Consider the following 21,344-nt stretch of genomic DNA (forward strand, 5'->3'; position numbering starts at 1 on the left):
CCCGCAATCGACACCGACCAACACTGGAGCTGAAATGTCTGCCTCGATCTTCGCCAAAGTCGAAATGGCCCCCCGTGACCCGATTCTCGGTCTCAACGAAGGCTTTGCCGCCGACACCCGTGCCGAGAAGGTGAATCTCGGCGTCGGCGTGTACTACGACGACAACGGCAAGATTCCCCTGCTGGCTGCAGTGCGCCAGGCTGAGAAGGCCCGCCTCGAAGCCGCCCCGGCACGTGGCTACCAGCCGATCGAGGGTCCCGCGGCGTACAACGCTGCGGTGCAGAACCTGCTCTTCGGCGCCGGTCATGATCTCATCGCCGCCGGCAAGGTCGTCACCGCCGAGGCTCTCGGCGGCACCGGCGCGCTGAAGATCGGCGCCGACTTCCTCAAGCAGCTCAACCCGGACGCCACGGTGTACATCTCCGACCCGAGCTGGGAGAACCACCGCGCCCTGTTCCAGAACGCCGGCTTCAAGGTCGAGAACTACCCCTACTACGACGCTGCCACCCGCGGGGTGGACTTTGCCGCAATGAAGGCTTCCTTGCTCGGCCTACCCGCAGGCGCCATCGTCGTGCTGCACGCCTGCTGCCATAACCCGACAGGCGCCGACCTGAGCGAATCGCAGTGGGGCGACGTGGTCGAGGCCTGCCGCGAGCGTGGCCTGGTGCCTTTCCTCGACATTGCTTACCAGGGCTTCGCCGACGGCATCGAGCCCGACGCGGTCGCGGTTCGCCTGTTCGGTAACAGCGGCCTGCAGTTCTTCGTGTCCAGCTCCTTCTCCAAGTCCTTCTCGCTGTACGGCGAGCGCGTCGGCGCGCTGTCCATCATCACCGACGGCAAGGACGAGTCCGCCCGCGTGCTCTCCCAACTCAAGCGCGTAATCCGTACCAACTACTCCAACCCGCCGATCCACGGCGGCGCCATCGTCGCTGCGGTGCTCAACTCGCCGGAACTACGGAAAATGTGGGAAGACGAGCTGGCCGGCATGCGCGACCGCATCCGCGAAATGCGCTCGAGCCTGGTTGACAAGCTCGCCGCCGAAGGCGCCACGCAGGATTTCTCCTTCGTCACCGCCCAGCGCGGCATGTTCTCCTACACAGGACTCACCGTCGCCCAGGTCGACGCCCTGCGCGACGACTACGGCATCTACGCGGTATCCACCGGCCGCATCTGCCTTGCCGCGCTGAACACCCGCAACATCGATTACGTTGCCAAGGCCATCGCCGCGGTCACCCGCGCCTGAAGCGGCCCGGCGCAGCGTTCTTCTTGACGCTAAGCCGCGCATTGACTAGAATGCGCGGCTCAATTCCTCGATAGCTCAGTTGGTAGAGCAACGGACTGTTAATCCGTGGGTCGCTGGTTCGAGCCCAGCTCGAGGAGCCAAAATTCAGGATGCTTCGCACCAAACGAAGCCGCACAAGTTGATCCCCGATAGCTCAGTCGGTAGAGCGACGGACTGTTAATCCGCAGGTCCCTGGTTCGAGCCCAGGTCGGGGAGCCAAGAAGCAAGCAGAAATGCCGCCCGCGAGGCGGCTTTTTTGCGTCCTCAAAGCGCGATCGCTGAAGGCTGAAGCTGCCTGAGAATGTGGCAGCGGGTCTGTACGACCCCGGCTCAGTTGGTGCACTGACTTCTCCTGCGTCGTGGTCAGCGCACGTGAGCGTTTCAAGGATATGCGCCCAGCGCCGGTATGGGTCATCATGTCGCCCTGAAACTCCAACGACTCCTCGGATGACTGATCATGCCAAAGGGATTGCACGTTCTTGCCACCATTCTCACAATCGCCTTCATGGCTGGTGTCGGCATTCACGACGCACATGCCCAGTCGCTTTCCGATCTTGAACGCAAGGCGAGGGAGATGGAGCGGCAGTTGGAGGGCACGACGGACATGAATCAATTGCTCGATGCCTTCCAGGAAACGATGCGGTTGATGGAACAGGTAGGCCGACGTGTGGATCCTGCAGCCAGTCCGGTCTCTCCGTTTCCGGCATCGAGCCCTGAGGCCGAAAGCGCGCGTCAGCGCGAGATCATCAACAGTCAGTTCCGGATCGCCCGAAACCTGTTCGCGTACGCGGACACGGACGATGAAGATCCCCTGCTCCAGGAGGCATTGGCCATCGAAGGGTACATCCTGGTCGATGGCGGTGAGAGGGAACTCCTTCCATCCGGCGGCACAGGCAAGGAACTCACCTACGCAATCGAGGAGAAGTTCGTCGGCAACCTGATCGTTGGTCGCGGCTTCGATCGGGCTTCCGGCGGTTTGCTGCGACCAAGCGACTACTCGATCCAGACACTGTCAACGGATATCCGGCTCTTGAACCTGCTCGGCAAGCAGTGCGTCAGGCGGGCTTCAGGCGGCTGCGTTGCCTGGACGCAGTTCATTCGCCACGAGGTCGAGCCCACTGAGCGATACCCGGGATTTTCCGACGGCGTCGTCAGCGCCGTCACCGAAGGGGCGCAAGTCCGGATCGAAGCAAGCACACCACGAATGATCTTTCACGGCGACGATCGGGTCACGTCCGCCGGTGTCGGTTGCTTCTCAGCCGACTGGACGCTTGACCGCAGCGACTTCGAAACGCTTCTTGAACGCGGGGAGTTGGTGTTACGAAAAGACATGGGACGCTCGGCAGGGGGAAGTCCAGGCTGCAAACCGGGTTCGAGCATGCTCCTGCTGATCTATCTGAGGGACAGGCTCACACAGCCGGAGATCCGGGTGTGCGACAGCGAGGAAGTGCAACTTGTGGTTCACCATCCGACCATCGATCGCAGATACGTCTATACCGACGCGTATCCACTCACACCCCAATACGACAAGCTGGTACTCGAGCTTGACGCAAGCACCGTCCCGCCGGAACACGCAGATCAGATCGTATGGACTATTCCGGAAATCGATGGCGCAACGCGCAAGATCAGCCCCGACCCTGGGTCGGCTAAGCCGAAGGGCGCGCGGTTCACCGTTACCTATGAGGGGTTGCCGGAGGATTACCGCGAGTTCGGGAAGCGAACGATTACCGCATCGGTGGCCCTGGACTCATGCGCTACCAAGGCCGAGAGAGACGTGTACTTCTTCTACCCCCGGGACGCCCGTAACAACCCTGGCGGAGAATATCCCAACTGGTTCTATTACTGGCGACAGACACCGGCAGCGCGCCCGTTCGGCTATGTCGACGTGCGTTTCGGGGGCACCGCATACGACCTCTGTGATGGCGAACACCAGATGGCGGCCTACAAACCGGCTCACCTGTTCAAGGCCATCCACATCTGCGACCTCACCGAGAAGCTCGGTGGAGACTTCACCGTCACCCTGCCCAAGGTCAGCCGGAACGACCTGTCGACCTTACTCACAAAACAGTACGTATCGTATTCGCACATCGACACATTCGCTGTGCTGGTTATTCATGAGTTCACCCACTTCAACAATTTCCATACTTGGTGGGAGCACAAGACCCCGGCCCAAAGAGAGGAGGAAGACAAGGACGGCGACGGCATCCCGGACCGATTGGGGCGAGACATGGGGTTCGATCCGGAAGAGTTCCAGACCCACTGGTATCACGACGAGGATTTCCGGAACATCAACGGGGATGAAGAGTTCCTCGCATACGAGTCCACCTACTCATATCAGGTTGGCACTCACGATGCACACGATTGGGGAAAGCCCGGGAAGAACTGGCCCGACTGACGTTGCCGACGACCGATCCCCTCGCCCAGGACAGCGCGGCCGTCACCGGCTGTAGCCAAGCCCTGACAGGGAAGCCAAGAAGCCGCTTGGGGCTCGGACGCATCGGTGGCCAAGGTCGGGGAATTGTCCGGCGCCCCAGCTGCTCGCCCTCTCCGTACCTTATCCAACGCCACCACCGATGGTCGTGCGCGGCGACTCAGTCGGAACCGACACTTGCTACGAAGTACACGTTCATGATGTCATGCGCGAGCCGGCACTTGTCGATGGACCGGAAGCCGGCGTCGCGCAACATGCGCTCGGCAAGCTCCTCTCCCCACATCGTGCCCAGGCCCGGTCCGCCCTGGCCGAGGGAGACACTGGTGCAATGCGCCGTGGACACCGCATACAGCAGCGGTCCGAGCGGGTGCGAAAGATTGCGGTGCAGTTCGCTCGATCCGGCGATGTCCTGCATCAGGAACAAGCCGTCTCGCGCGAGTGCGCAGCGGATCGAGCGCAGCAGCCCGGCGGGGTCGCGCTGGTCGTGAACCGCGTCGAACGCGGTGACCAGGTCATAGGGCTCCGCCAGCGTTTGCTCAGCAAGGTCACGCCGCTCGAAAATAAGGTTCTTTAGTCCGAGCGCCTGCGCCTCGGCCCGGGCACGCTCCAACGGTTCGGCACACAGGTCGAACCCCCAGAAGCGACTGTTCGGGTATTCGGCGGCAAGGGTCAGCATCGCACGACCCGAACCGCAGCCCACGTCGGCCACCCGAATTCCGTTCTCGAGCCGCTGGTGCAGGCCCGGGACCATCGGCACGATCACATCGAACAGAGCGGATACCACGGTTTGGGCGCTGTCTTCGGCCATTACTTCGTGGAACCGTTCGTAGCGCTCGTATGACAATCCCCCGCCGTTGCGAAAGCAGCCAACCAGGTCAGACTCCACCGTCGCGATGACGGGAATATACTGTGCGGTGGCGGCAAGATTGTTCGGCACCGAGTCCCGGGTCAGGAAACGCGCGTGCTCGGCTGGCAACCGATAGGTCTGGCTGGCGGGGTCGTAGTCGACAACGCCAGCGGTGACCATGACCGCGAGCCATTCCCGCACGTAGCGTTCGTCCAGACCGGCATCGCGCGCCAACGCATGGCTGGCTAACCAGCCAGCGCCCGCGATCGCATCGAACAGTCCGACACGGTGGCCGAGAGATGTCATCAGCACCAGAGCAGATTCGTTGAACGCGGACAGCATGCGTTCGGCGAAACGCTCGGAACGGGAAACGTCGAGGTCCTCGAGATGGGTCTCGACCATGGATTCTGTGGCAGTCGTCATAATTCATTGCTCCTTGGGGTTGTGGGTCGTGCGGCACCACTTTATGCGGGTCACGCCTCGGCCCATGAAGGCACTCGTGCAACAAACAGGACGAATCGGCCATGAACGCTCCTGACAGAACCCTGACGGTCGCACTTCTCGCCGTTCCCGATGCCGCCGCCTCTACGCTCCTGAGCCTGTACGACGTATTCTCATCGGTCGGTCGCGACTGGGAGGTCCTGATCGAGGGGCGCCCTCCCCGACCGCGGATGCGACCCATCATCGTCGCCGAATCATCAGGCCGCTTGAGCGTCGCGAATGGCATTTATCTCGACGCGGAATGCGGATTCGACCAATGCACTCGCCCAGACATAGTGTGCGTACCCGATCTGCTGATCTCGCCGGCGACGTTCGCGCGGGGTCAGCATCCGGCCGCAATACAATGGCTGACGGCATGTCACGCAAGCGGCAGCCTGATCACGTCCGCATGCTCGGGGGCATTGTTGCTCGCCGAAGCCGGCCTGCTCGATGGTCAGGAAGCGACCATCCATTGGGCTTATGGAGACACCATGCGACTGCATTTTCCGGAGGTGCGGCTGCGCGCGAACCAGACACTGGTCTCCTCCGGCATTGGCCAGCGCGTCGTAACCGCGGGTGGCGGCGCCTCCTGGCAGGACCTGGCATTGTTCCTGATCGCCCGTGAAGCCGGTCTGGACCAAGCGATGCACATCGCCAAACTGTATCTTTTCGAATGGCACGACCGCGGGCAGACTCCATACGCTGCCTTGGTGCGCTCGGCGCGATCCGAGGACGGCCTGGTTTCCGAAGCGCAGTCATGGCTCGCCAACAACTTCGACCGCCCTCACCCGGTCTCGTCTGTAATCGCACGCAGCGGCCTGCCCGAACGCACTTTCAAGCGGCGTTTCGTGCAAGCAGCCGGCATGTCAGCTATGGAGTACGTACACACGCTTCGTCTGGAAGCGGCCAAGCAGCGACTCGAAACATCTCAGGAAATCGTGGAATCGATCGCCGAATCGGTAGGCTACGAGGATGCGAGCTTCTTCCGCCGCCTGTTCCGCCGAAAGGTGGGCATGACACCAGCAGAGTACCGCCGCCGTTTCAGCGGCCTGCGCTCGGCCGTAACAGATTCCAGCCACAGTGGATCTTGAGTTCCGCACCGCGGCCCTGATGGACGCGTACGCAGCCACACCGCCTCTTATGCCAACATGGCATAAGCAAGGCCCGCGCCAATCGACCCAACGAGAGCGAATCCGAGATAGGTAATGAAGACTGGCAACCTTGCCAGCGCGAAGACCGCCATGGCAGCGGGAACGCTGGACACGCCTCCTGCGATCAGGAAGGCCATGCCGGCACCGGCCGCCATGCCTTGATCGATCAACGCTCCCACCAGTGGCAGCGCCGCGTATCCATTCATATACGTCGGTACGCCGACCACTGCGGCCACCACGATGGAGCGCCAACCGTCCTGACCCACGAGTTGCACCACCCAGTCGGCGGGGAGGAATCGCAACATGAGACTCTCCAGCACAAACGCCAGGGCCAACCATTTCCCGAGGAAAATGAAGTTCTTCATGCCATCGTCCAGGAAGACCCGGCGACGCGAGGCTTCACCCCAGAAACGCCAGACGGTTGGCCCAGGATTACGGACACGGGCCCCTGCGCACCCACCGTTCCCAACCCCGTCGCGAAGCGGGTTGCCCAGCATGCCGGCACGTTGAAGCAACCAGACACCGTATCCACCGAGCAACCCTACCCCGACAGCGGCCAGCGACTTGCCAATCGCGAAGTCGAGGCCCAAGACGCCAACTGTCAGCACGAACATCGGCGGATCCATCAGAGGTGATGCCAGCCAGAACGCCATGACCGGAGCGAGCGGTACACCCATGGCGAGCAAGGCTGCAATCAGCGGGATCACACCGCATGAACAGAATGGCGAAACCGCGCCCATCAGCGCAGCCAGCCCAACCATAAGCATACCGCTGCCTTGGAACGCATCCGCAATCAGGTTATCGGCGCCGCTGGCCTTCGCATAGGCCGCAACAAACACTGACGCGGTCAGGAAAGGTGAGATGGAGATCAACGCATTGAACACGAACGCAATCGTCTCGGGCAACTGATCCGGTACACGGATCGCCAGGACCGCGAGCACGATCAAAATGGCGACCACTACCCCGTCCGTGCGACGCAGACGTCGAACGCCATTACCGAGCATCAGTTGAAGGACGGCCATTTATCGATACCTCTAGGTTTCTAGTTCTTTTAAATCAAAAAAAAGCGCTACTGCGCGGCACTGGCACCGCTGCAACACTGCTCTGTCAGGTATGCGAGCAGGTTATCCATGCGGGCATATCCCGCAGTGCACACGACCTCACGCCCCAGACGGTTCTGCTGCACCAGCCCGGCGCTAGTCAGCTTGCTCAAGTGATGCGCGAGCGTCGAAGCCGGTTGCTCAAGCAGGCGCTGCAGTTCACCCACGTTCAGTCCATCATGACCCGCTCTGACCAGTAACCGGAAGAGGCGCAGGCGTGTAGCGTTGCTCAGCGCCGCCAGCGCAGCGACTGCTTCCTGCTCAGTCAGGCGATTGCTTGTTTCCATGAATCATTAAATAACTAGTTTTATAGTTGTGTCAAGAACTGTCTTGCGGATTGTCGACTAGTCCTGCTTGCCCTTGGGGCAATTACTCCCCAGCACTCACTTGCGTCGCCCTCAGCCGGTGCTTTCTGCTTGCCACTCCTCGCAGAGCGATCTCGGCGACAATCCTGCTGCCGTAAAAAGCTCGCCCGCGCATTTCTGGGGCAGCTCACTGTCCGGAGAAGACAGGCAGCGCAGGTTCGGGCTTTCATGCCCCTGGCCAGCAACGGGGCCGTCAAGGTCGACCCGGAAGGAGTCGACGTTAGTGGAGGTTGAGTCTCGTCCTTTCATCGTGAGCGAGTTGCGGCCGCAGCCGTGCGATACTCGGCATACGGAAAAGTCAAAGGAAACGATTACATGAACAGCCAAGAAGACAAAGTCGTATACGGCACCGAGGACATCCTGCGCAGCCTGTGCAACTCGGTGACCCGCGTGCTCTCGGTCGCCACCCAAGGCCAAGTGCGTTACTCGGGCATGGTCCAGCGCATCAGCAAGACCTGCCTCAAGCCTGATATCGGTTGCTTCGTGCTCTTCGACGGCGGCTTTTCGGGACTCGTGGTGATGAATTTCTCCGGTGGCGCGGCAATGGAGTTGTACCGCAACTATCTGCTCAGCATGGGGATGTCGGCCGACGAACTCGCAACCACCTACACTTCGGATGAAGTCGCGAACGTCATGGGCGAGCTGGTCAACCAGATGCTCGGGGACTTCACCGGCATGGTTGCACGGGAACTGCAAACTGACATCACCCAGAATCAGCCGAAGATGCTTGCGCTGAACAAACAGGTCACCCTCAGCGTCGATACCCAGCTGGACCGACCCGAGGCGCGGCGGGTCACCTTCTACACCCCGGGCAACAACATCTTCTATCTCGAGCTTGCGATCGACCATACCGAGTTCATCAAGCTCAACGACTTCGAAGTCGCCGAGGCGCCCGACCCCGACAGCCTGCTGGAACAGGCCAGTGCCCCTCAAGCGACCGCGGCGGCTCCCGACGATGACCATGACGCACTACTGAAGTCGCTGGGGATGTAACGGCAGTCTTCGCCATCATTCGAACGGTTGTTGATGGCACGCCGCACAAACCAAGAATGCGCCTCGCATCTGATTTAAGTCATTGTTTGTAATGTTCTATAAGTGCAGCTTTTAACTCAAAAGAAACATTCAATGACTCATTCTGTTGCATCGCACAAACCTTTTCCGTACTATTTGAACCGTCTCCTCCACCCTCCTCCTTTGGTGTGGATTCCGCCCGAGCCGAGTGCTCGGGCTTTTTTTTTGATCCTTGCCCAGCGGCACTTAGTCGACGCGCCCCCTGCGGGTACGACGATGATTGCCGCCGCTCGCATAGGCGCTCTGTACCGCCGCCATATGATCCACCGCCCTGGCCACTCGGGCGTTGATGGTGCCGGGAGGCATCCAGCCCTTGGCATCCGGCACGCCAGCCGGGATACCGGTGAGAATTTCCAGAGCGTCGTCCACCGTGCGTGCGGTATGGATATGGAAAAGGCCGCGACGCGTAGCCTCGACGACATCTTCTCGCAGCATCAGGTGGCGTACGCTGGCTACGGGAATGACCACCCCGTGCTCACCGGTCAGGCCACGCATGGAGCAGAGATCGAAGAAACCCTCGATCTTCTCGTTGACCCCACCGACGACCTGGGCCTCACCAAACTGGTTCACCGATCCGGTAATCGCAAGCGACTGGCGAATCGGCAAATCGGCTAGCGCCGACAGCAGGGCGCACAGCTCGGCGAGCGAGGCCGAATCGCCTTCGACCGGGGCATAGGACTGCTCGAACACCAGACTCGCGGACAGCGAGAGCGGTTGGTGTCGAGCGTAGCGGGCTGCAAGAAACGCAGTCAGGATCAGCACGCCCTTGGAGTGGATTGCACCACCCAGTTCGGTTTCCCGCTCGATGTCGACCACATCGCCGTCGCCAAGCCGCGCGGTTGCAGTGATTCTGACCGGATGACCGAACTGTTCACCTGCAAGCTCGACGACCACAAGCCCGTTGACCTGGCCGGAACGCACGCCATCGGTCGTAATCAGCGTCGTGCCCTCGACGATGGATTCAATCACGCGCTCGGCGTAGCGCCCGAACCGACGTGCCCGCGCGGCAGTCGCCCAGTCGACATGCTCCCGACCAACAAGGCCCAGTTTCGCGGAGCGCGCATGGAAATCAGCTTCGCGCATCAGGTCCGCCAGCTTGCGGGTGTGCAATGAGAGCTTGCCGGAGTGTTCCGCCAGACGGGCACCCTGCTCCACCAGGCGTGCGACCGCCGCCCGGTCGAAGGGAAGGAGGTCCGCGTTGCGCCCGAGCATCGCGAGCAGATGTGTGTAGTAGCGGACGTTCTCGGGCGTACGCGGCATCTCGTCGTCGAAATCCGCTGCAACCTTGAACAACTCGGCAAAGTCGGGATCGTGCTCGTTCAGCAGGTAAAACACGCTGCGGTCGCCGATCAGCACGACTTTCACGTCGCAGCTCACCGGCTCCGGCTCCAGCGTCGCCGTCGGATTCCACCCCTGTGCCTCGGCAGGTGCTTCGATGCGTATTTCCCGACTGCGCAGGACACGCTTCAGGCCCTCCCAGGCATGCGGTTGGGCGAAGAGGCGGTCGGCATCGAGGATGAGATAGCCGCCGCAGGCCCGATGCAGGGCGCCGGCGCGAATCAGATGAAAATGCGTCACCTGGTTGCCCATCTGGACCAGATGCTCGATTCGACCCACCAGCCCGCCATAGCCGGCGTTGTCCTCGTAGATCACCGGTGCGCCACGGGTGTCCTCGTTGTCGACCAGCAACTTGACAAGGTACCGGTGGAATCGGCTGGATGCCTCCTCCTCGCGTCCTTCCTCTTCCTCGCCGCTCCAGTCGGCGCCACCGTCGAGCAAGTCCTTCTCAACCGCATCGAGGAAGGCCTGCACCGCCTCGAGATCCGCATAGGTTTCGCGCAGACTTCGCGACAGATGCGATACCGTCGGTGCCAGCACATCCCGCTCGGCGCGACGGGTGGCCTCGTACAAGGCCTTGCGCCAACCGGGAAACTCCTCAAGCAGGTCGGCAAGCCGATCACTCCATTCCCCGACTTTCTTCTCGATCGCAGCCTTCTCGTCATCGGGCAACGCGTCGAAGGCCTCGGGCGACATCGCTTCGCCCTCGCGTGTTGGCGCGAACACGAAACCCTCGGCAGTCTTCAGCAAGGAGACGCCGTCGTCGGCACAGGCCTTGCCGAGTTCGCGCAGCGCCTCTTCCTCGCGAGCCTTGTGCGCCTCCTGCAAGGCCTCGATGCGGGTCAGGTGCGTTTCGCTGTCTAGTGCGGCGTCGATGCCCGGCCCGAGGTCGCGCACGAAGGCCTGCATGTCGGTGCGCAAACGTGCACCCACACCTGCGGGCAGGGTTAAAAGACGGGGACGCTGAGCATCGTCGAAGTTGTGCACGTAGCACAGGTCGGGCGGCGCGGCGCGTTTTGCGGCGATCTCGTTCAGCAAACGGGTGACGATGGCGTGGCGACCGGTGCCCGACTCGCCGAGCACGAAAACGTTGTAGCCCGGATGCGACATCGCCAGCCCGAATCGCAGCGCCTCGTCGGCGCGCGCTTGCTCGAGGCCGTCAGGCAGGTCGGCGAGATCCTGGGTGGTTTCGAATTCGAACGAATCGGTACTGCAACGAGTCCGCAGGGACTCGGGCGGCAGCACGTGCTGACTGGGCATGCTGATGACTCTCCTGTCGCACGGACTCGGCAGCTTGCGCTGTCGCTGTCCGCGCGGATAATCGTATAGGCGTTATTCGCCGGTTATGGAATTATCCCCGCAAACCGGGGTCCGTGGCTGAGATGCGATGAGTCACTCGCCCCCAACGAGACGAACGGCACGAAACCGACACAATGAAAATCATCCCGATCCACACCGACGCCATCACGCCGAGCATCGCCCCCGACGACATTCCGGCCGACGGCCCGCTCTCGGACCGCCGCGGTCGCGAGGTGCGCGACCTGCGCATCTCGGTCACCGACCGCTGCAACTTCCGCTGCGTGTATTGCATGCCCCGATCGGTGTTCGACAAGGATTACCCCTTTCTGCCGCGCAAGGAGCTGCTCAGCTTTGAAGAGATCTCCCGCGTCGCGCGCGTCTTCGCCGCGCGCGGGGTACGCAAGTTCCGGATCACCGGCGGCGAGCCCCTGCTGCGCAAACATGTCGAAAATCTCATCGAGCAGCTCGCCGCCATCGACGGCGTCGAGTTGACGCTGACCACCAACGGCGTCTTGTTGCCGCGCATGGCGCAACGCCTCAAGAACGCCGGCCTGCACCGGGTCACGATCAGTCTGGACGCGATCGACGATCCGACCTTCCGCGCGATGAACGACGCCGACTATCCGGTCTCCGACGTGCTCAAAGGCATCGACGCGGCGGCTGCCGCGGGTCTCGGCCCGGTCAAAGTCAACATGGTGGTCAAGCGCGGCGTGAACGACGCGGGCATCGTCGACATGGCCCGCCACTTCAAGGGCAGCGGCCACATTGTGCGCTTCATCGAGTTCATGGACGTGGGCAGCTCGAACGGCTGGAAGATGGACGAAGTCGTGCCTTCGCGCGAGGTCGTCGAGCGGATCGACCAGGTTTTTCCGCTTGAAAACGCCGACCCGAACTACATCGGCGAGGTTGCCGAACGCTGGCGCTACCGCGACGGCTCCGGTGAGATCGGCGTCATCTCATCGGTGACCCAGGCCTTCTGCTCCACCTGTACCCGCATCCGGCTCTCGACCGAGGGCAAGCTCTATACCTGCCTCTTCGCCCAGAACGGTCATGACATCCGCGACCTGCTGAGACGGGGCGCGAGCGACGAGGAGATCGACAGCTCGATCGCCTCTGTCTGGCTAGCCCGCGAAGATCGCTACTCCGAGATTCGCACCGAGAACACCGCCAGACAGCGCAAGATCGAGATGTCCTACATCGGTGGCTGAGCCGGCAGCCTGGGCGGCGAGCCAGCTTCGTCCAGGCCGTCAATCTCGTCGAGTTCAGCCGATTCGATCTTGCGGAAATGCGCGCTGATCTTGCGCGAGCTTACCTGCACCTCCTGTACATCGCGGCTTGCCTGGTCGATGTGACGTGCCAGTGCTGCCATGCGCTCGTCGAAGCGGGCAAAATCCTTGGCCAGCTTGCCCAAGGCGTCGCGGATCACATGGATTTGCTTGCGGGTTTCGACGTCCTTGAGCACCGCGCGCGCGGTATTCAGTACCGCCATCAGCGTGGTCGGTGACACGATCCACACCCGTTTGCGCTGGGCATGCTCGACCAGCTCCGGATGGTGGGCATGGATCTCGGCGAACACCGCCTCGGCCGGAATGAACATGACCGCCCCGTCGGCGGTTTCCCCGGCGAGGATGTACTTGTCGGCGATCGCATCGATGTGCCTGCGCACATCAGCCCTGAACGCACCGGTCGCAAGGCGGCGGTCGACTTCCGCGAGTTCCGGAGCGAGCATGCGGTTGTAGTTTTCAAGCGGAAACTTGGCATCCACCGCGACGCGCCCGGTCGGCGGCGGCAGTGTCAGCAGGCAATCCACCCGCGTGTTGTTGCCAAGCACCGCCTGAAACGCATAGGCGTCTGGCGGCAGCATGTTGCGCACCAGCGCCTCGAGTTGCACTTCGCCGAAGGCCCCACGCGCCCGCTTGTCGCCGAGGAGCTCCTGCAGCGTCACCACATTCGTCGTGAGCCCGTCGATCTTCTTCTGCGCTTCATCGATGGTGGCCAGGCGTGCCATCACGCTGGCGAAGGTCTCGTTGGTCTTGCGAAAGCCCTCATCCAGACGCTGATTGACATGACCGCCGATGGCCTCCAGACGCTCATCTATGGTGCGCGACAAAGCCTCCATCCCCTTGGTGAGCAATTCACGGTCGGCGCGCGCATGCTCGGCAAGCCGCCCCAGCATCTGCTCGACGATCTCGGCCCGCAAGCGTTCGTGCGCGGTATTCATCGAGGCCGACAACTCGGCCTGGCGTGAGGTGATCTCCTCGCGCTGCTGCGCCAGGCGGGTGAGCAAGCCCGTGTGCACCTGAGCGAGCGCATCGCCCATGCGGTCCGCAACGTGGCTGCTCTGAAACATCAGGCGGTCGCTCTGACGCTCCAGACCCTGATGAAGCGTCTCGATCAGGCGTTTATGCTGGGCTTCCGCCTGCTGCTGCAAGCGAACCTCCAGCAAGGCGTCGAAACGCCGCTCCCGCCCACGCCACAGCATGACCAGCAAGAGCAGGCCGAGCGCGACCAGGAAAGCCACACCAAGCCAAGCCGTCCAATCAAGGCGCTGCAGCGCCTCGGCGAATCCAAGCCAATCCATACCGCCCCCAACAATCCCAAAGCACGCACAGACAGCGCACGGAAAGCGATAGGGTACTGTATGAAATTATATCAAGCCAGCGCCCGCAGGCTGGCGAGCGGCGGCCGGGCGAGGAGATGGCGGGTGCCAAGCCAGCCACCGATGACGACGCCGATCGCACCGAGCACGGTCGCCACGGTCATCGGCAGCAAGCTCGGCACGTAGGCCATCTTGAAGACCTGCTCGGCGAGCAGCCAGCCGATGACCGTGGCACCAAAGCCAGCCAGCACGCCGGCGACGCCGCCGAGCACCATGAACTCCGCAAGCAGCGCCTGGCGCACCTGTCTATTGCGCGCGCCGAGGGTGCGCAGCATCGCCAGTTCGAAGTCGCGTTCGTCATGCGTCGATTGCAGCGCGGCATAGAGCACGATGAGTCCGGCGAGCAGCGCGAATCCGAACACGAACTGCACGATGAGCACCAGGCGGTCGGTCACCGCCTGCACCTGTGCAATCACCGCGGCGACATCAATCACCGACAGATTCGGGAAGCGGTTGATCAGTCCGGTGGTAAATCCATGCTCGCCCGGCGACAAATGAAACGCGGTGACCAGACTCGCAGGATCGCTCTCCAGCATGCCATCGGCGGCGATGAAGAAGAAGTTCACCCGCATCGAATCCCAGTCCAGTTCACGCACACTGGTGATCGGCGCCTCGACGCTTCGTCCGGCAATGTCGAACCGGACGCGGTCGCCAATCTGGAGGCGGAATGTCTCGAGCAAGCCTTTTTCGATCGAGAACTGCGGCGTGCGATCGGTGCCGTGCCATTGCCCCTGCACGATTCGCGCGGTGTCGGCGAGCTCGCTCGCATAACTCAGGTTGAACTCGCGCTCGGCGAGCCGGCGGGTGCGCTGATCGACATAGTCGTCCGGGTTCACCGGCACACCGTTGATCGCCATCAGCCGACCGCGAATCATCGGGTAGATATCCGGCGCCTCGAAGCCGTTCTCTGCAAAGTAATCCGCTACCGGCGCACGCTGATCCGGCTGAATGTTGATGATGAAACGGTTGGGCGCATCCTCGGAGCTCATCTGACGCCAGCTGTCGAGCAGGTCGCCACGGATCAGCGTCAGCAGGAGCAAGGCGGTGATGCCGAGACCGAGCGCGCTCACCTGGATCACGCTCGCGCCCATGCGCCGGTTCAGCGACGCCAGGCCATAACGCCAACCGCCGCCGCGCAGACTGCCATGCCCCTTGAGCAGACCGAGCAGGCGCAGCACCATCCACGCAGCAAGCGCGAAGACTCCCAACGCGGCCGCGAACCCGATTGCGACCATGACACCAAGCGAAAAGTCACCCGCAATCCAGAAGATGATGCCGAACAGCGCCGCGGCGCCCAGCGCCCAGGCCACGCCACTGGCTGATTCGACGTTAGCGATCTCACGCCGGATGACGCGCAAGGTGGGCACCCGACCCAACCGCAGCAACTGCGGCAACACGAACCCCACAAGCAGTGCCAGTCCGACAACCAGCCCGTGCGCAAGCGGCAACAGCGACGGTGTGGGCAGACTGACCTGCATGATCTCGGCCAGCACCCCGACCAGCCCGAACTGCACTGCCCAGCCGAGTGCAGTGCCAACCAGCGCCGCGATGAGGCCGAAGATCACGAACTCGCCAATCACGATGCGCAGCACCTGAGACTGGCGCGCGCCCATGCAGCGCATCATTGCGCAGGCATCCAGGTGGCGGCGCATGAAGCGCCTCGCCGACAGGCCGACAGCGACCGCAGCGAGAATCACCGCCAGAAGTGCCGCGAGCCGGAGAAAGCGCTGCGCCTGATCGAGCGCGCCCCGTACTTCCGGGCGCGCATTGTCGAGTGTCTCGATGGCCTGACCGCGCCCCAGATTGGTTTCAGCCCAACGCTCGAACGCCTCGATGTCACGCAGTTCACCGGCAATATGCATCCGCCAGGTCGCCCGGCTGCCCTCGACGATGAGCCCGGAGTCGGCCAGGTCTGCCATGTTGAAGATCGCACGCGGCAACAGCGCAAAGAAATTCGCACCGCGGTCGGACTCGAAGGTGATCATGCCGCCGACGATGAACTCCAGAAAGCCGAGCTCGACCTTGTCGCCGACCGACACACCGAGTGTCGCGAACATCCGCTCGTCAAGCCAGACCTCGCCGCGTTCCGGCACCCGCCCCGGGTCGGCATCGGCCTGGTTCGGCCCCGCCGAGATGCGCAGGCCGCCACGCAAGGGGTAGCCTTCCTCCACCACCTTCACTCCGGCGAGTTGAGCCTCCTCTTCAGTGCTGACCATGCTGGTGAACAGGACTGTGTCAGCCACTTCCAGCCCGCGCCGACGGGCTTCGTCATGGAAACGCCCATCCCAGCGCTGATCTGCGCGCAACAACAGGTCGCCACCAAGGAGCTGATTGGCTTCGCGATCCAGCCCGCGCGATACCCTGTCGGCGAGAAAGCCGACGCTGGTCAGGCTTGCCACGGCGATGATGATCGCCAGACCGAGCAGATGGAGTTCGCCCGCGCGAAGGTCGCGAAGCATCATGCGAAAGGCCAGTCTGAGCGTATTCATGCGGCAGTGGACGCGATTTTCGTCAAGGCGTTCAACACGCTCATGCCGGCAGCAGGCGCTTGACGAGTTCCACCCAGTAAGCGCCACCGACCGGGATGATGTCGTCGTTGAAATCGTAGTTTGGGTTATGAAGCATGCAACCGCCCTCGCCCGCTCCATTGCCGATCCAGACGTAGCAGCCGGGTTTGTGCTGCAGGAAGAAGGCGAAGTCCTCGGCGCCCATGCTCGGCCGTGCGTCGGTCTGCACCTTGTCGGAGCCGACCAGGCCCGCCGCGACCTCGGCGCAGCAGGCGGCCTCGCTCGCGGTATTGATCGTCGCCGGATAACCATGGCGGTATTCGATATCAACGCTCACGCCATGCGTCGCCGCAATGCCGGCACAGATCTGGCGCAGACGCGCCTCCACGGTGTCGCGCACTTCCGGCAGGAAGGCACGAACCGTGCCCGAGAGCTGGGCGCGATCCGGAATCACGTTGTACGCTTCGCCGGCATGGAACAGCGTGGTCGACACCACCGCGGCGTCCAGCGGGTCCAGGGTACGACTGGTGATGGTCTGCAGGGCCTGCACCAGCGCGGCGGCGGCAACCACCGGGTCTTTTCCCAGGTGAGGCATCGCCGCGTGGGCGCCATAGCCCATCACGGTGATGTCATAGCGGTCGGCACTGGCCATCGCCGGCCCGGAATGCACTGCGAAATGTCCTTCGGGCATGCCCGGCCAGTTGTGCATGCCAAACACGGATTCCATCGGAAAACGCTCGAACAGCCCGTCGTCGATCATCGCCTGCGCGCCGGCCTCGCCCTCCTCCGCAGGCTGGAAGATGAGATACACGGTGCCGTCGAAACCCTCGCCGCGGGCCAGCACGTCGGCCGCGGCAAGCAGCATCGTGGTGTGTCCGTCGTGGCCGCAGGCGTGCATGCAGCCGGCGTGCCGCGACTGATGGGAGAAAGTGTTGCGTTCCTGCATCGGCAACGCATCCATGTCGGCACGCAGACCGATCGCCCGCATCCCGGTACCGGCACGCACCACACCGACGACTCCGGTACGACCGACGCCACGGTGAACTTCCAGCCCCAGCGCTTCGAGGTGCGTCGCGACCAGTTCGGCGGTACGATGCTCCGCGTAGGCGAGCTCCGGATGCGCATGGAGGTCGCGACGGATGTCGGTCAGTCTTGCATGGTTGCTGCGGATGGCTTCGATGACGCTCATTTGGCGAACTCGGGATACTCATGGCTAAGGTGGATTCCAGTTTAGCGGCGAAGTTCGGCAGCGTCGATCACCCATAACGGTGCTGCCAGCGTCAGCCATGCCCCGCTACAGTGCGTTGGGTGGGGCAATTTTGCGTCGATCCTTGCCGAAACGCGTCTGAACGGGCTGGCGCAGCTTTTGCTCCAGGCAAGGCGGACACCAAAGGAAGAGGGCTCAGTCATGTCGATCCATGTGGCACTCAATCATGTCACCCGTTACCAGTACGACCGACCCATCACGCTCGGCCCACAGATCGTGCGCCTGCGGCCCGCGCCGCACAGCCGTACGCGCATCCTGAGCTACTCGCTGCGCATCCTGCCGGATACTCACTTCATCAACTGGCAGCAGGACCCACAGGCCAACTACCTCGCACGCCTCGTCTTTCCCGAGAAGACCACCGAGTTTTCGATCGAGGTCGACCTGGTCGCCGAGATGGCGGTCATCAACCCCTTCGACTTCTTTCTCGAGCCCTACGCCGAAAAATGTCCATTCGAGTACGAGAGCTGGCAGAAGGACGAGCTCGCGCCCTATTTCAAGAAGCTCCCGCTGACCCCGCTTTTCCGCGAGTACCTCGACGGCATCGACCGCGAGCCCACGCCCAGCGTGGACTTCCTCGTTGGCCTGAATCAGCGCCTGTGCAATCACATCAAGTACCTGATCCGGCTTGAGCCCGGCGTTCAGGCGCCCGAGGAGACGCTCGAGAAACGCTCCGGCTCTTGCCGCGACTCGGCATGGCTGCTGGTGCAACTGCTCCGCCACCTCGGCGTTGCCGCGCGGTTCGTGTCCGGCTATCTCATCCAGCTCAAGGCCGACGTCAAGGCGCTGGACGGTCCCTCGGGGCCGGACGCCGACTTCACCGACCTGCACGCCTGGTGTGAGGCCTACCTCCCCGGCGCCGGATGGGTCGGCCTCGACCCCACCTCCGGCTTGTTCGCCGGCGAGGGTCACATCCCGCTGGCGTGCACACCGGACCCCTTCTCGGCGGCGCCGATCACCGGCGCGCTGGAGAAGTGCGAAGTCGATTTCGAGCACCGCATGGCGGTGAGCCGTATCTGGGAGGCGCCGCGGGTCACCAAACCCTACACCGAAGATGAGTGGTCCGAGATCGAGCGTCTGGGCCACGCGATCGACCGCCAGCTCGACGCGATGGACGTGCGTCTCACCCAGGGCGGAGAGCCGACCTTCGTATCGGCCACCGATCTCGACGGCGCCGAATGGAACACCGACGCTCTCGGCCCGACCAAGCGCCTGCTCGCGGCAGAGCTCTTCCACCGCATGCGAGACAAGTACGGTGCCAACGCGCTGGTGCATTTCGGGCAGGGCAAATGGTATCCCGGCGAGCAGCTACCCCGCTGGTCGCTGAACTGCTTCTGGCGCCTCGACGGAGAGCCGGTCTGGTCCGACCCATCGTTGATTGCCGACGAGCGGCGCAACTACGAAGTGGACGAGCGCGACGCCGCGCGCTTCCTGCAAGGTATCGCGACCCGGCTTGGCCTCGACGGGCAATACGTTTTCGGCGCCTACGAAGATGTCTTCTACTACCTGTGGCGCGAACGCCGACTGCCGGCCAACGTCGACCCGTTCGACTCGCGCCTCGCAGACCCGCTCGAGCGCGCTCGCCTGATGACGGTGTTCAGCGCAGGCCTGGACGCCATCGTCGGCCACGTCCTGCCGGTCGAGCGGAATCCGTCGAACACGCACTGGCAGACCGGCCGGTGGTTTCTCCGCGACGAACGTTGCTATCTCGTGCCCGGCGACTCGCCGATCGGCTACCGGCTACCGCTCGACTCCCAGCCCTGGGTCAGCGAAGGCGACTACCCCTGGATTCATGCGGCGGACCCGTTTGCACCTCACGCTCCCCTGCCCAAGCAGGCCAATATTCGCCAGCAAATGGCCAGCGAGGCTGCCTCGGCGAGTTCCGCGGGCACTGGGGGAACCGGCATCACCGCCGGCTGCGGGACCGACCGCCCACCGGCTGACTTCCAATCCGCAAACTGGATCACTCGCACCGCGATATGTGCCCAGGTACGCGACGGAGTGCTCTACATCTTCATGCCACCCACCGAACGACTCAAGGACTACCTCGAGATCGTCACCGCAGTCGAGGCCACCGCCGCCGATCTGGCGCTACCGGTGCTGCTCGAAGGCTACGAGCCACCACGTGACGCGCGCATGCGCCACTTTCGCATCACGCCCGACCCCGGCGTGATCGAGGTCAACATCCACCCGGCAAACGACTGGGATGAACTGGTCGATCAGACCACGCATCTCTACGAGGCGGCGCACGAGTCGCGCCTGACGACCGAGAAATTCATGGTCGACGGGCGGCACACCGGCACCGGCGGCGGCAACCACTTCGTGCTCGGCGGGCAAACCGCGTCGGACTCGCCCTTTCTCCGGCGCCCCGACCTGCTGCGCAGTCTGGTCTCGTACTGGCACAATCACCCCAGCCTGTCCTATCTGTTCTCGGGTCTGTTCATCGGACCGACCTCGCAGGCCCCGCGCATCGACGAAGCGCGCAACGACGCGGTCTTCGAGATCGAGATCGCCTTCCGTGAGATGGAAAGACTGCTCACATCCGGGCCGGGCGACTGTCCGCCGTGGCTGGTCGATCGCCTTATGCGCAACCTGCTCACCGACGTCACCGGCAATACCCACCGTGCCGAGTTCTGCATCGACAAGCTCTACTCGCCCGACGGCCCGGCTGGCCGTCTCGGCTTGCTCGAGTTACGGGCCTTCGAGATGCCGCCCCACGCGCGCATGAGCCTCACCCAGCAGCTTCTGCTGCGGGCGCTCGTGGCCCGCTTCTGGGAAACGCCGTACACCCCTCAGCGCCTGGTTCGCTGGGGCACCGAGCTGCACGACCGTTTCCTGCTACCGCATTTCGTCTGGCAGGATTTCCTGGATGTCATCGATGAAACCCGCGCAGCCGGCTTCCCGCTGCAGGCAGCGTGGTTCGCCCCACATCAGGAGTTCCGCTTTCCCAAGATCGGGGATTACGTACTCAAGGGTATGACCCTGGAACTGCGCACCGCGCTCGAACCCTGGCATGTGATGGGCGAGGAAGGCGCGGTCGGCGGCACCGTGCGCTATGTGGATTCCTCGGTGGAGCGGCTGCAGGTCAAGCTCAACGGCATCGCACCGGACCGTTACCGTCTCACCTGCAATGGCGTTCCGGTTCCGCTGCAGCCTACCGGCACCGTGGGTGAGTTCGTCGCCGGAATCAAATACCGGGCCTGGCAGCCGCCGTCATGCCTGCATCCGACCATCGGCGTGGACAGCCCGCTCACCTTCGACCTCGTCGACACCTGGAGCAGCAGGAGCCTGGGCGGCTGCCAGTACCACGTGATGCATCCGGGGGGGCGCAGCTTCGAGACACGGCCGGTCAACGCCTTCGAGGCCGAAAGCCGAAGGCTGGCGCGCTACTTCCGTACCGGACACACGCCCGGCCCGATGAACGTGCGTGAGCCCCGCGTAAACCCGGAGTTTCCGTTCACCCTCGATCTGCGACAATATTGAGGTAGCAAAAGTAGCGACAAGCGCCCCGTCCGACCGTCCGTCAGACGCAGGCTGTGCAACCCAACGC

General features: G+C 63.1%; 13 protein-coding genes and 2 tRNA genes. 8 read left to right on the forward strand and 7 right to left on the reverse strand.

Annotation, left to right across the window (positions count from 1 at the left end; genetic code table 11):
* Nucleotides 1-34 precede the first annotated feature (34 nt).
* The 4 genes from GPA21_RS03570 (at nucleotide 35) to GPA21_RS03585 (ending at nucleotide 3,677) form a co-directional block, all read left to right on the forward strand.
* Entirely contained in the window at nucleotides 35-1,243 is a 1,209-nt protein-coding gene (locus tag GPA21_RS03570) for an amino acid aminotransferase (RefSeq protein ID WP_168986844.1), read from the forward strand.
* 64 nt (nucleotides 1,244-1,307) lie between these two features.
* Nucleotides 1,308-1,383, forward strand: a tRNA-Asn gene (locus GPA21_RS03575).
* A 42-nt stretch (nucleotides 1,384-1,425) separates the two neighbouring features.
* Nucleotides 1,426-1,501 (forward strand) — tRNA-Asn (locus GPA21_RS03580).
* Nucleotides 1,502-1,739: 238 nt separating this feature from the next.
* A complete protein-coding gene (locus GPA21_RS03585) occupies nucleotides 1,740-3,677 on the forward strand; it encodes a hypothetical protein (protein WP_168986845.1) in 1,938 nt (645 codons plus the stop codon).
* Nucleotides 3,678-3,873: 196 nt separating this feature from the next.
* Here the strand turns inward: GPA21_RS03585 and GPA21_RS03590 are convergent, their stop codons facing one another.
* Nucleotides 3,874-4,983 carry a class I SAM-dependent methyltransferase gene (locus GPA21_RS03590; protein WP_168986846.1) on the reverse strand — a complete coding sequence of 370 codons (1,110 nt, stop codon included), beginning with the start codon at nucleotides 4,981-4,983 and terminating at the stop codon, nucleotides 3,874-3,876.
* Nucleotides 4,984-5,084: 101 nt separating this feature from the next.
* Here GPA21_RS03590 and GPA21_RS03595 point away from each other — a divergent pair, with 101 nt between their 5' ends.
* Complete coding sequence (locus tag GPA21_RS03595; RefSeq protein ID WP_168986847.1) at nucleotides 5,085-6,131, forward strand: GlxA family transcriptional regulator; 1,047 nt, start codon at nucleotides 5,085-5,087, stop codon at nucleotides 6,129-6,131.
* Between the two features lie 47 nt (nucleotides 6,132-6,178).
* Here the strand turns inward: GPA21_RS03595 and GPA21_RS03600 are convergent, their stop codons facing one another.
* Together GPA21_RS03600 and GPA21_RS03605 are read right to left on the reverse strand one after the other, a co-directional pair.
* Nucleotides 6,179-7,213: a permease gene (locus GPA21_RS03600; protein ID WP_211163404.1), complete on the reverse strand. Its 1,035-nt coding sequence runs from the start codon at nucleotides 7,211-7,213 to the stop codon at nucleotides 6,179-6,181.
* 47 nt (nucleotides 7,214-7,260) lie between these two features.
* Nucleotides 7,261-7,578, reverse strand: a complete 318-nt coding sequence (locus GPA21_RS03605; protein ID WP_168986848.1) for an ArsR/SmtB family transcription factor — start codon at nucleotides 7,576-7,578, stop codon at nucleotides 7,261-7,263.
* 393 nt (nucleotides 7,579-7,971) lie between these two features.
* On the opposite strand from GPA21_RS03605, the gene GPA21_RS03610 reads away from it, so the two are divergent.
* Complete coding sequence (locus tag GPA21_RS03610) at nucleotides 7,972-8,649, forward strand: DUF3334 family protein (RefSeq protein ID WP_168986849.1); 678 nt, start codon at nucleotides 7,972-7,974, stop codon at nucleotides 8,647-8,649.
* Between the two features lie 264 nt (nucleotides 8,650-8,913).
* Here GPA21_RS03610 and GPA21_RS03615 read toward each other — a convergent pair whose 3' ends face one another.
* Nucleotides 8,914-11,325, reverse strand: coding sequence for a Lon protease family protein (locus GPA21_RS03615; protein ID WP_168986850.1), 2,412 nt, complete (start codon nucleotides 11,323-11,325; stop codon nucleotides 8,914-8,916).
* A 173-nt stretch (nucleotides 11,326-11,498) separates the two neighbouring features.
* On the opposite strand from GPA21_RS03615, the gene moaA reads away from it, so the two are divergent.
* Nucleotides 11,499-12,572, forward strand: coding sequence for a GTP 3',8-cyclase MoaA (gene moaA / locus GPA21_RS03620; protein WP_168986851.1), 1,074 nt, complete (start codon nucleotides 11,499-11,501; stop codon nucleotides 12,570-12,572).
* Here moaA and GPA21_RS03625 read toward each other — a convergent pair.
* The 3 genes from GPA21_RS03625 to GPA21_RS03635 all read right to left on the reverse strand — a co-directional run bounded on the left by GPA21_RS03625 (nucleotide 12,557) and on the right by GPA21_RS03635 (nucleotide 17,719).
* Nucleotides 12,557-13,714: a DNA recombination protein RmuC gene (locus tag GPA21_RS03625; RefSeq protein WP_422614169.1), complete on the reverse strand. Its 1,158-nt coding sequence runs from the start codon at nucleotides 13,712-13,714 to the stop codon at nucleotides 12,557-12,559. The genes moaA and GPA21_RS03625 overlap by 16 nt on opposite strands.
* Nucleotides 13,715-14,016: 302 nt before the next feature.
* On the reverse strand, nucleotides 14,017-16,512 hold the full coding sequence (locus GPA21_RS03630) for an ABC transporter permease (RefSeq protein WP_168986852.1): 2,496 nt from the start codon (nucleotides 16,510-16,512) through the stop codon (nucleotides 14,017-14,019).
* 40 nt (nucleotides 16,513-16,552) lie between these two features.
* The gene (locus GPA21_RS03635) at nucleotides 16,553-17,719 is read right to left on the reverse strand and encodes a M20 aminoacylase family protein (protein ID WP_168986853.1); all 1,167 of its coding nucleotides are present in this window, start codon (nucleotides 17,717-17,719) and stop codon (nucleotides 16,553-16,555) included.
* A 219-nt stretch (nucleotides 17,720-17,938) separates the two neighbouring features.
* Between GPA21_RS03635 and GPA21_RS03640 the strand changes: the two genes are divergently transcribed.
* Nucleotides 17,939-21,277, forward strand: a complete 3,339-nt coding sequence (locus GPA21_RS03640; protein WP_168986854.1) for a transglutaminase family protein — start codon at nucleotides 17,939-17,941, stop codon at nucleotides 21,275-21,277.
* The last annotated feature ends 67 nt before the right edge of the window (nucleotides 21,278-21,344 follow it).

The organism is Azoarcus taiwanensis (assembly GCF_012910885.1).
Classification (GTDB): Bacteria; Pseudomonadota; Gammaproteobacteria; order Burkholderiales; family Rhodocyclaceae; genus Azoarcus_F; species Azoarcus_F taiwanensis.

Coding starts and splice junctions, on each gene's coding strand:
- GPA21_RS03570 (WP_168986844.1), top strand. CDS start 35: ATGTCTGCCTCGATCTTCGCCAAAGTCGAAATGGCCCCCCGTGACCCG.
- GPA21_RS03585 (WP_168986845.1), top strand. CDS start 1,740: ATGCCAAAGGGATTGCACGTTCTTGCCACCATTCTCACAATCGCCTTC.
- GPA21_RS03590 (WP_168986846.1), bottom strand. CDS start 4,983: ATGACGACTGCCACAGAATCCATGGTCGAGACCCATCTCGAGGACCTC.
- GPA21_RS03595 (WP_168986847.1), top strand. CDS start 5,085: ATGAACGCTCCTGACAGAACCCTGACGGTCGCACTTCTCGCCGTTCCC.
- GPA21_RS03600 (WP_211163404.1), bottom strand. CDS start 7,213: ATGGCCGTCCTTCAACTGATGCTCGGTAATGGCGTTCGACGTCTGCGT.
- GPA21_RS03605 (WP_168986848.1), bottom strand. CDS start 7,578: ATGGAAACAAGCAATCGCCTGACTGAGCAGGAAGCAGTCGCTGCGCTG.
- GPA21_RS03610 (WP_168986849.1), top strand. CDS start 7,972: ATGAACAGCCAAGAAGACAAAGTCGTATACGGCACCGAGGACATCCTG.
- GPA21_RS03615 (WP_168986850.1), bottom strand. CDS start 11,325: ATGCCCAGTCAGCACGTGCTGCCGCCCGAGTCCCTGCGGACTCGTTGC.
- moaA (WP_168986851.1), top strand. CDS start 11,499: ATGAAAATCATCCCGATCCACACCGACGCCATCACGCCGAGCATCGCC.
- GPA21_RS03625 (WP_422614169.1), bottom strand. CDS start 13,714: ATGTTTCAGAGCAGCCACGTTGCGGACCGCATGGGCGATGCGCTCGCT.
- GPA21_RS03630 (WP_168986852.1), bottom strand. CDS start 16,512: ATGAATACGCTCAGACTGGCCTTTCGCATGATGCTTCGCGACCTTCGC.
- GPA21_RS03635 (WP_168986853.1), bottom strand. CDS start 17,719: ATGAGCGTCATCGAAGCCATCCGCAGCAACCATGCAAGACTGACCGAC.
- GPA21_RS03640 (WP_168986854.1), top strand. CDS start 17,939: ATGTCGATCCATGTGGCACTCAATCATGTCACCCGTTACCAGTACGAC.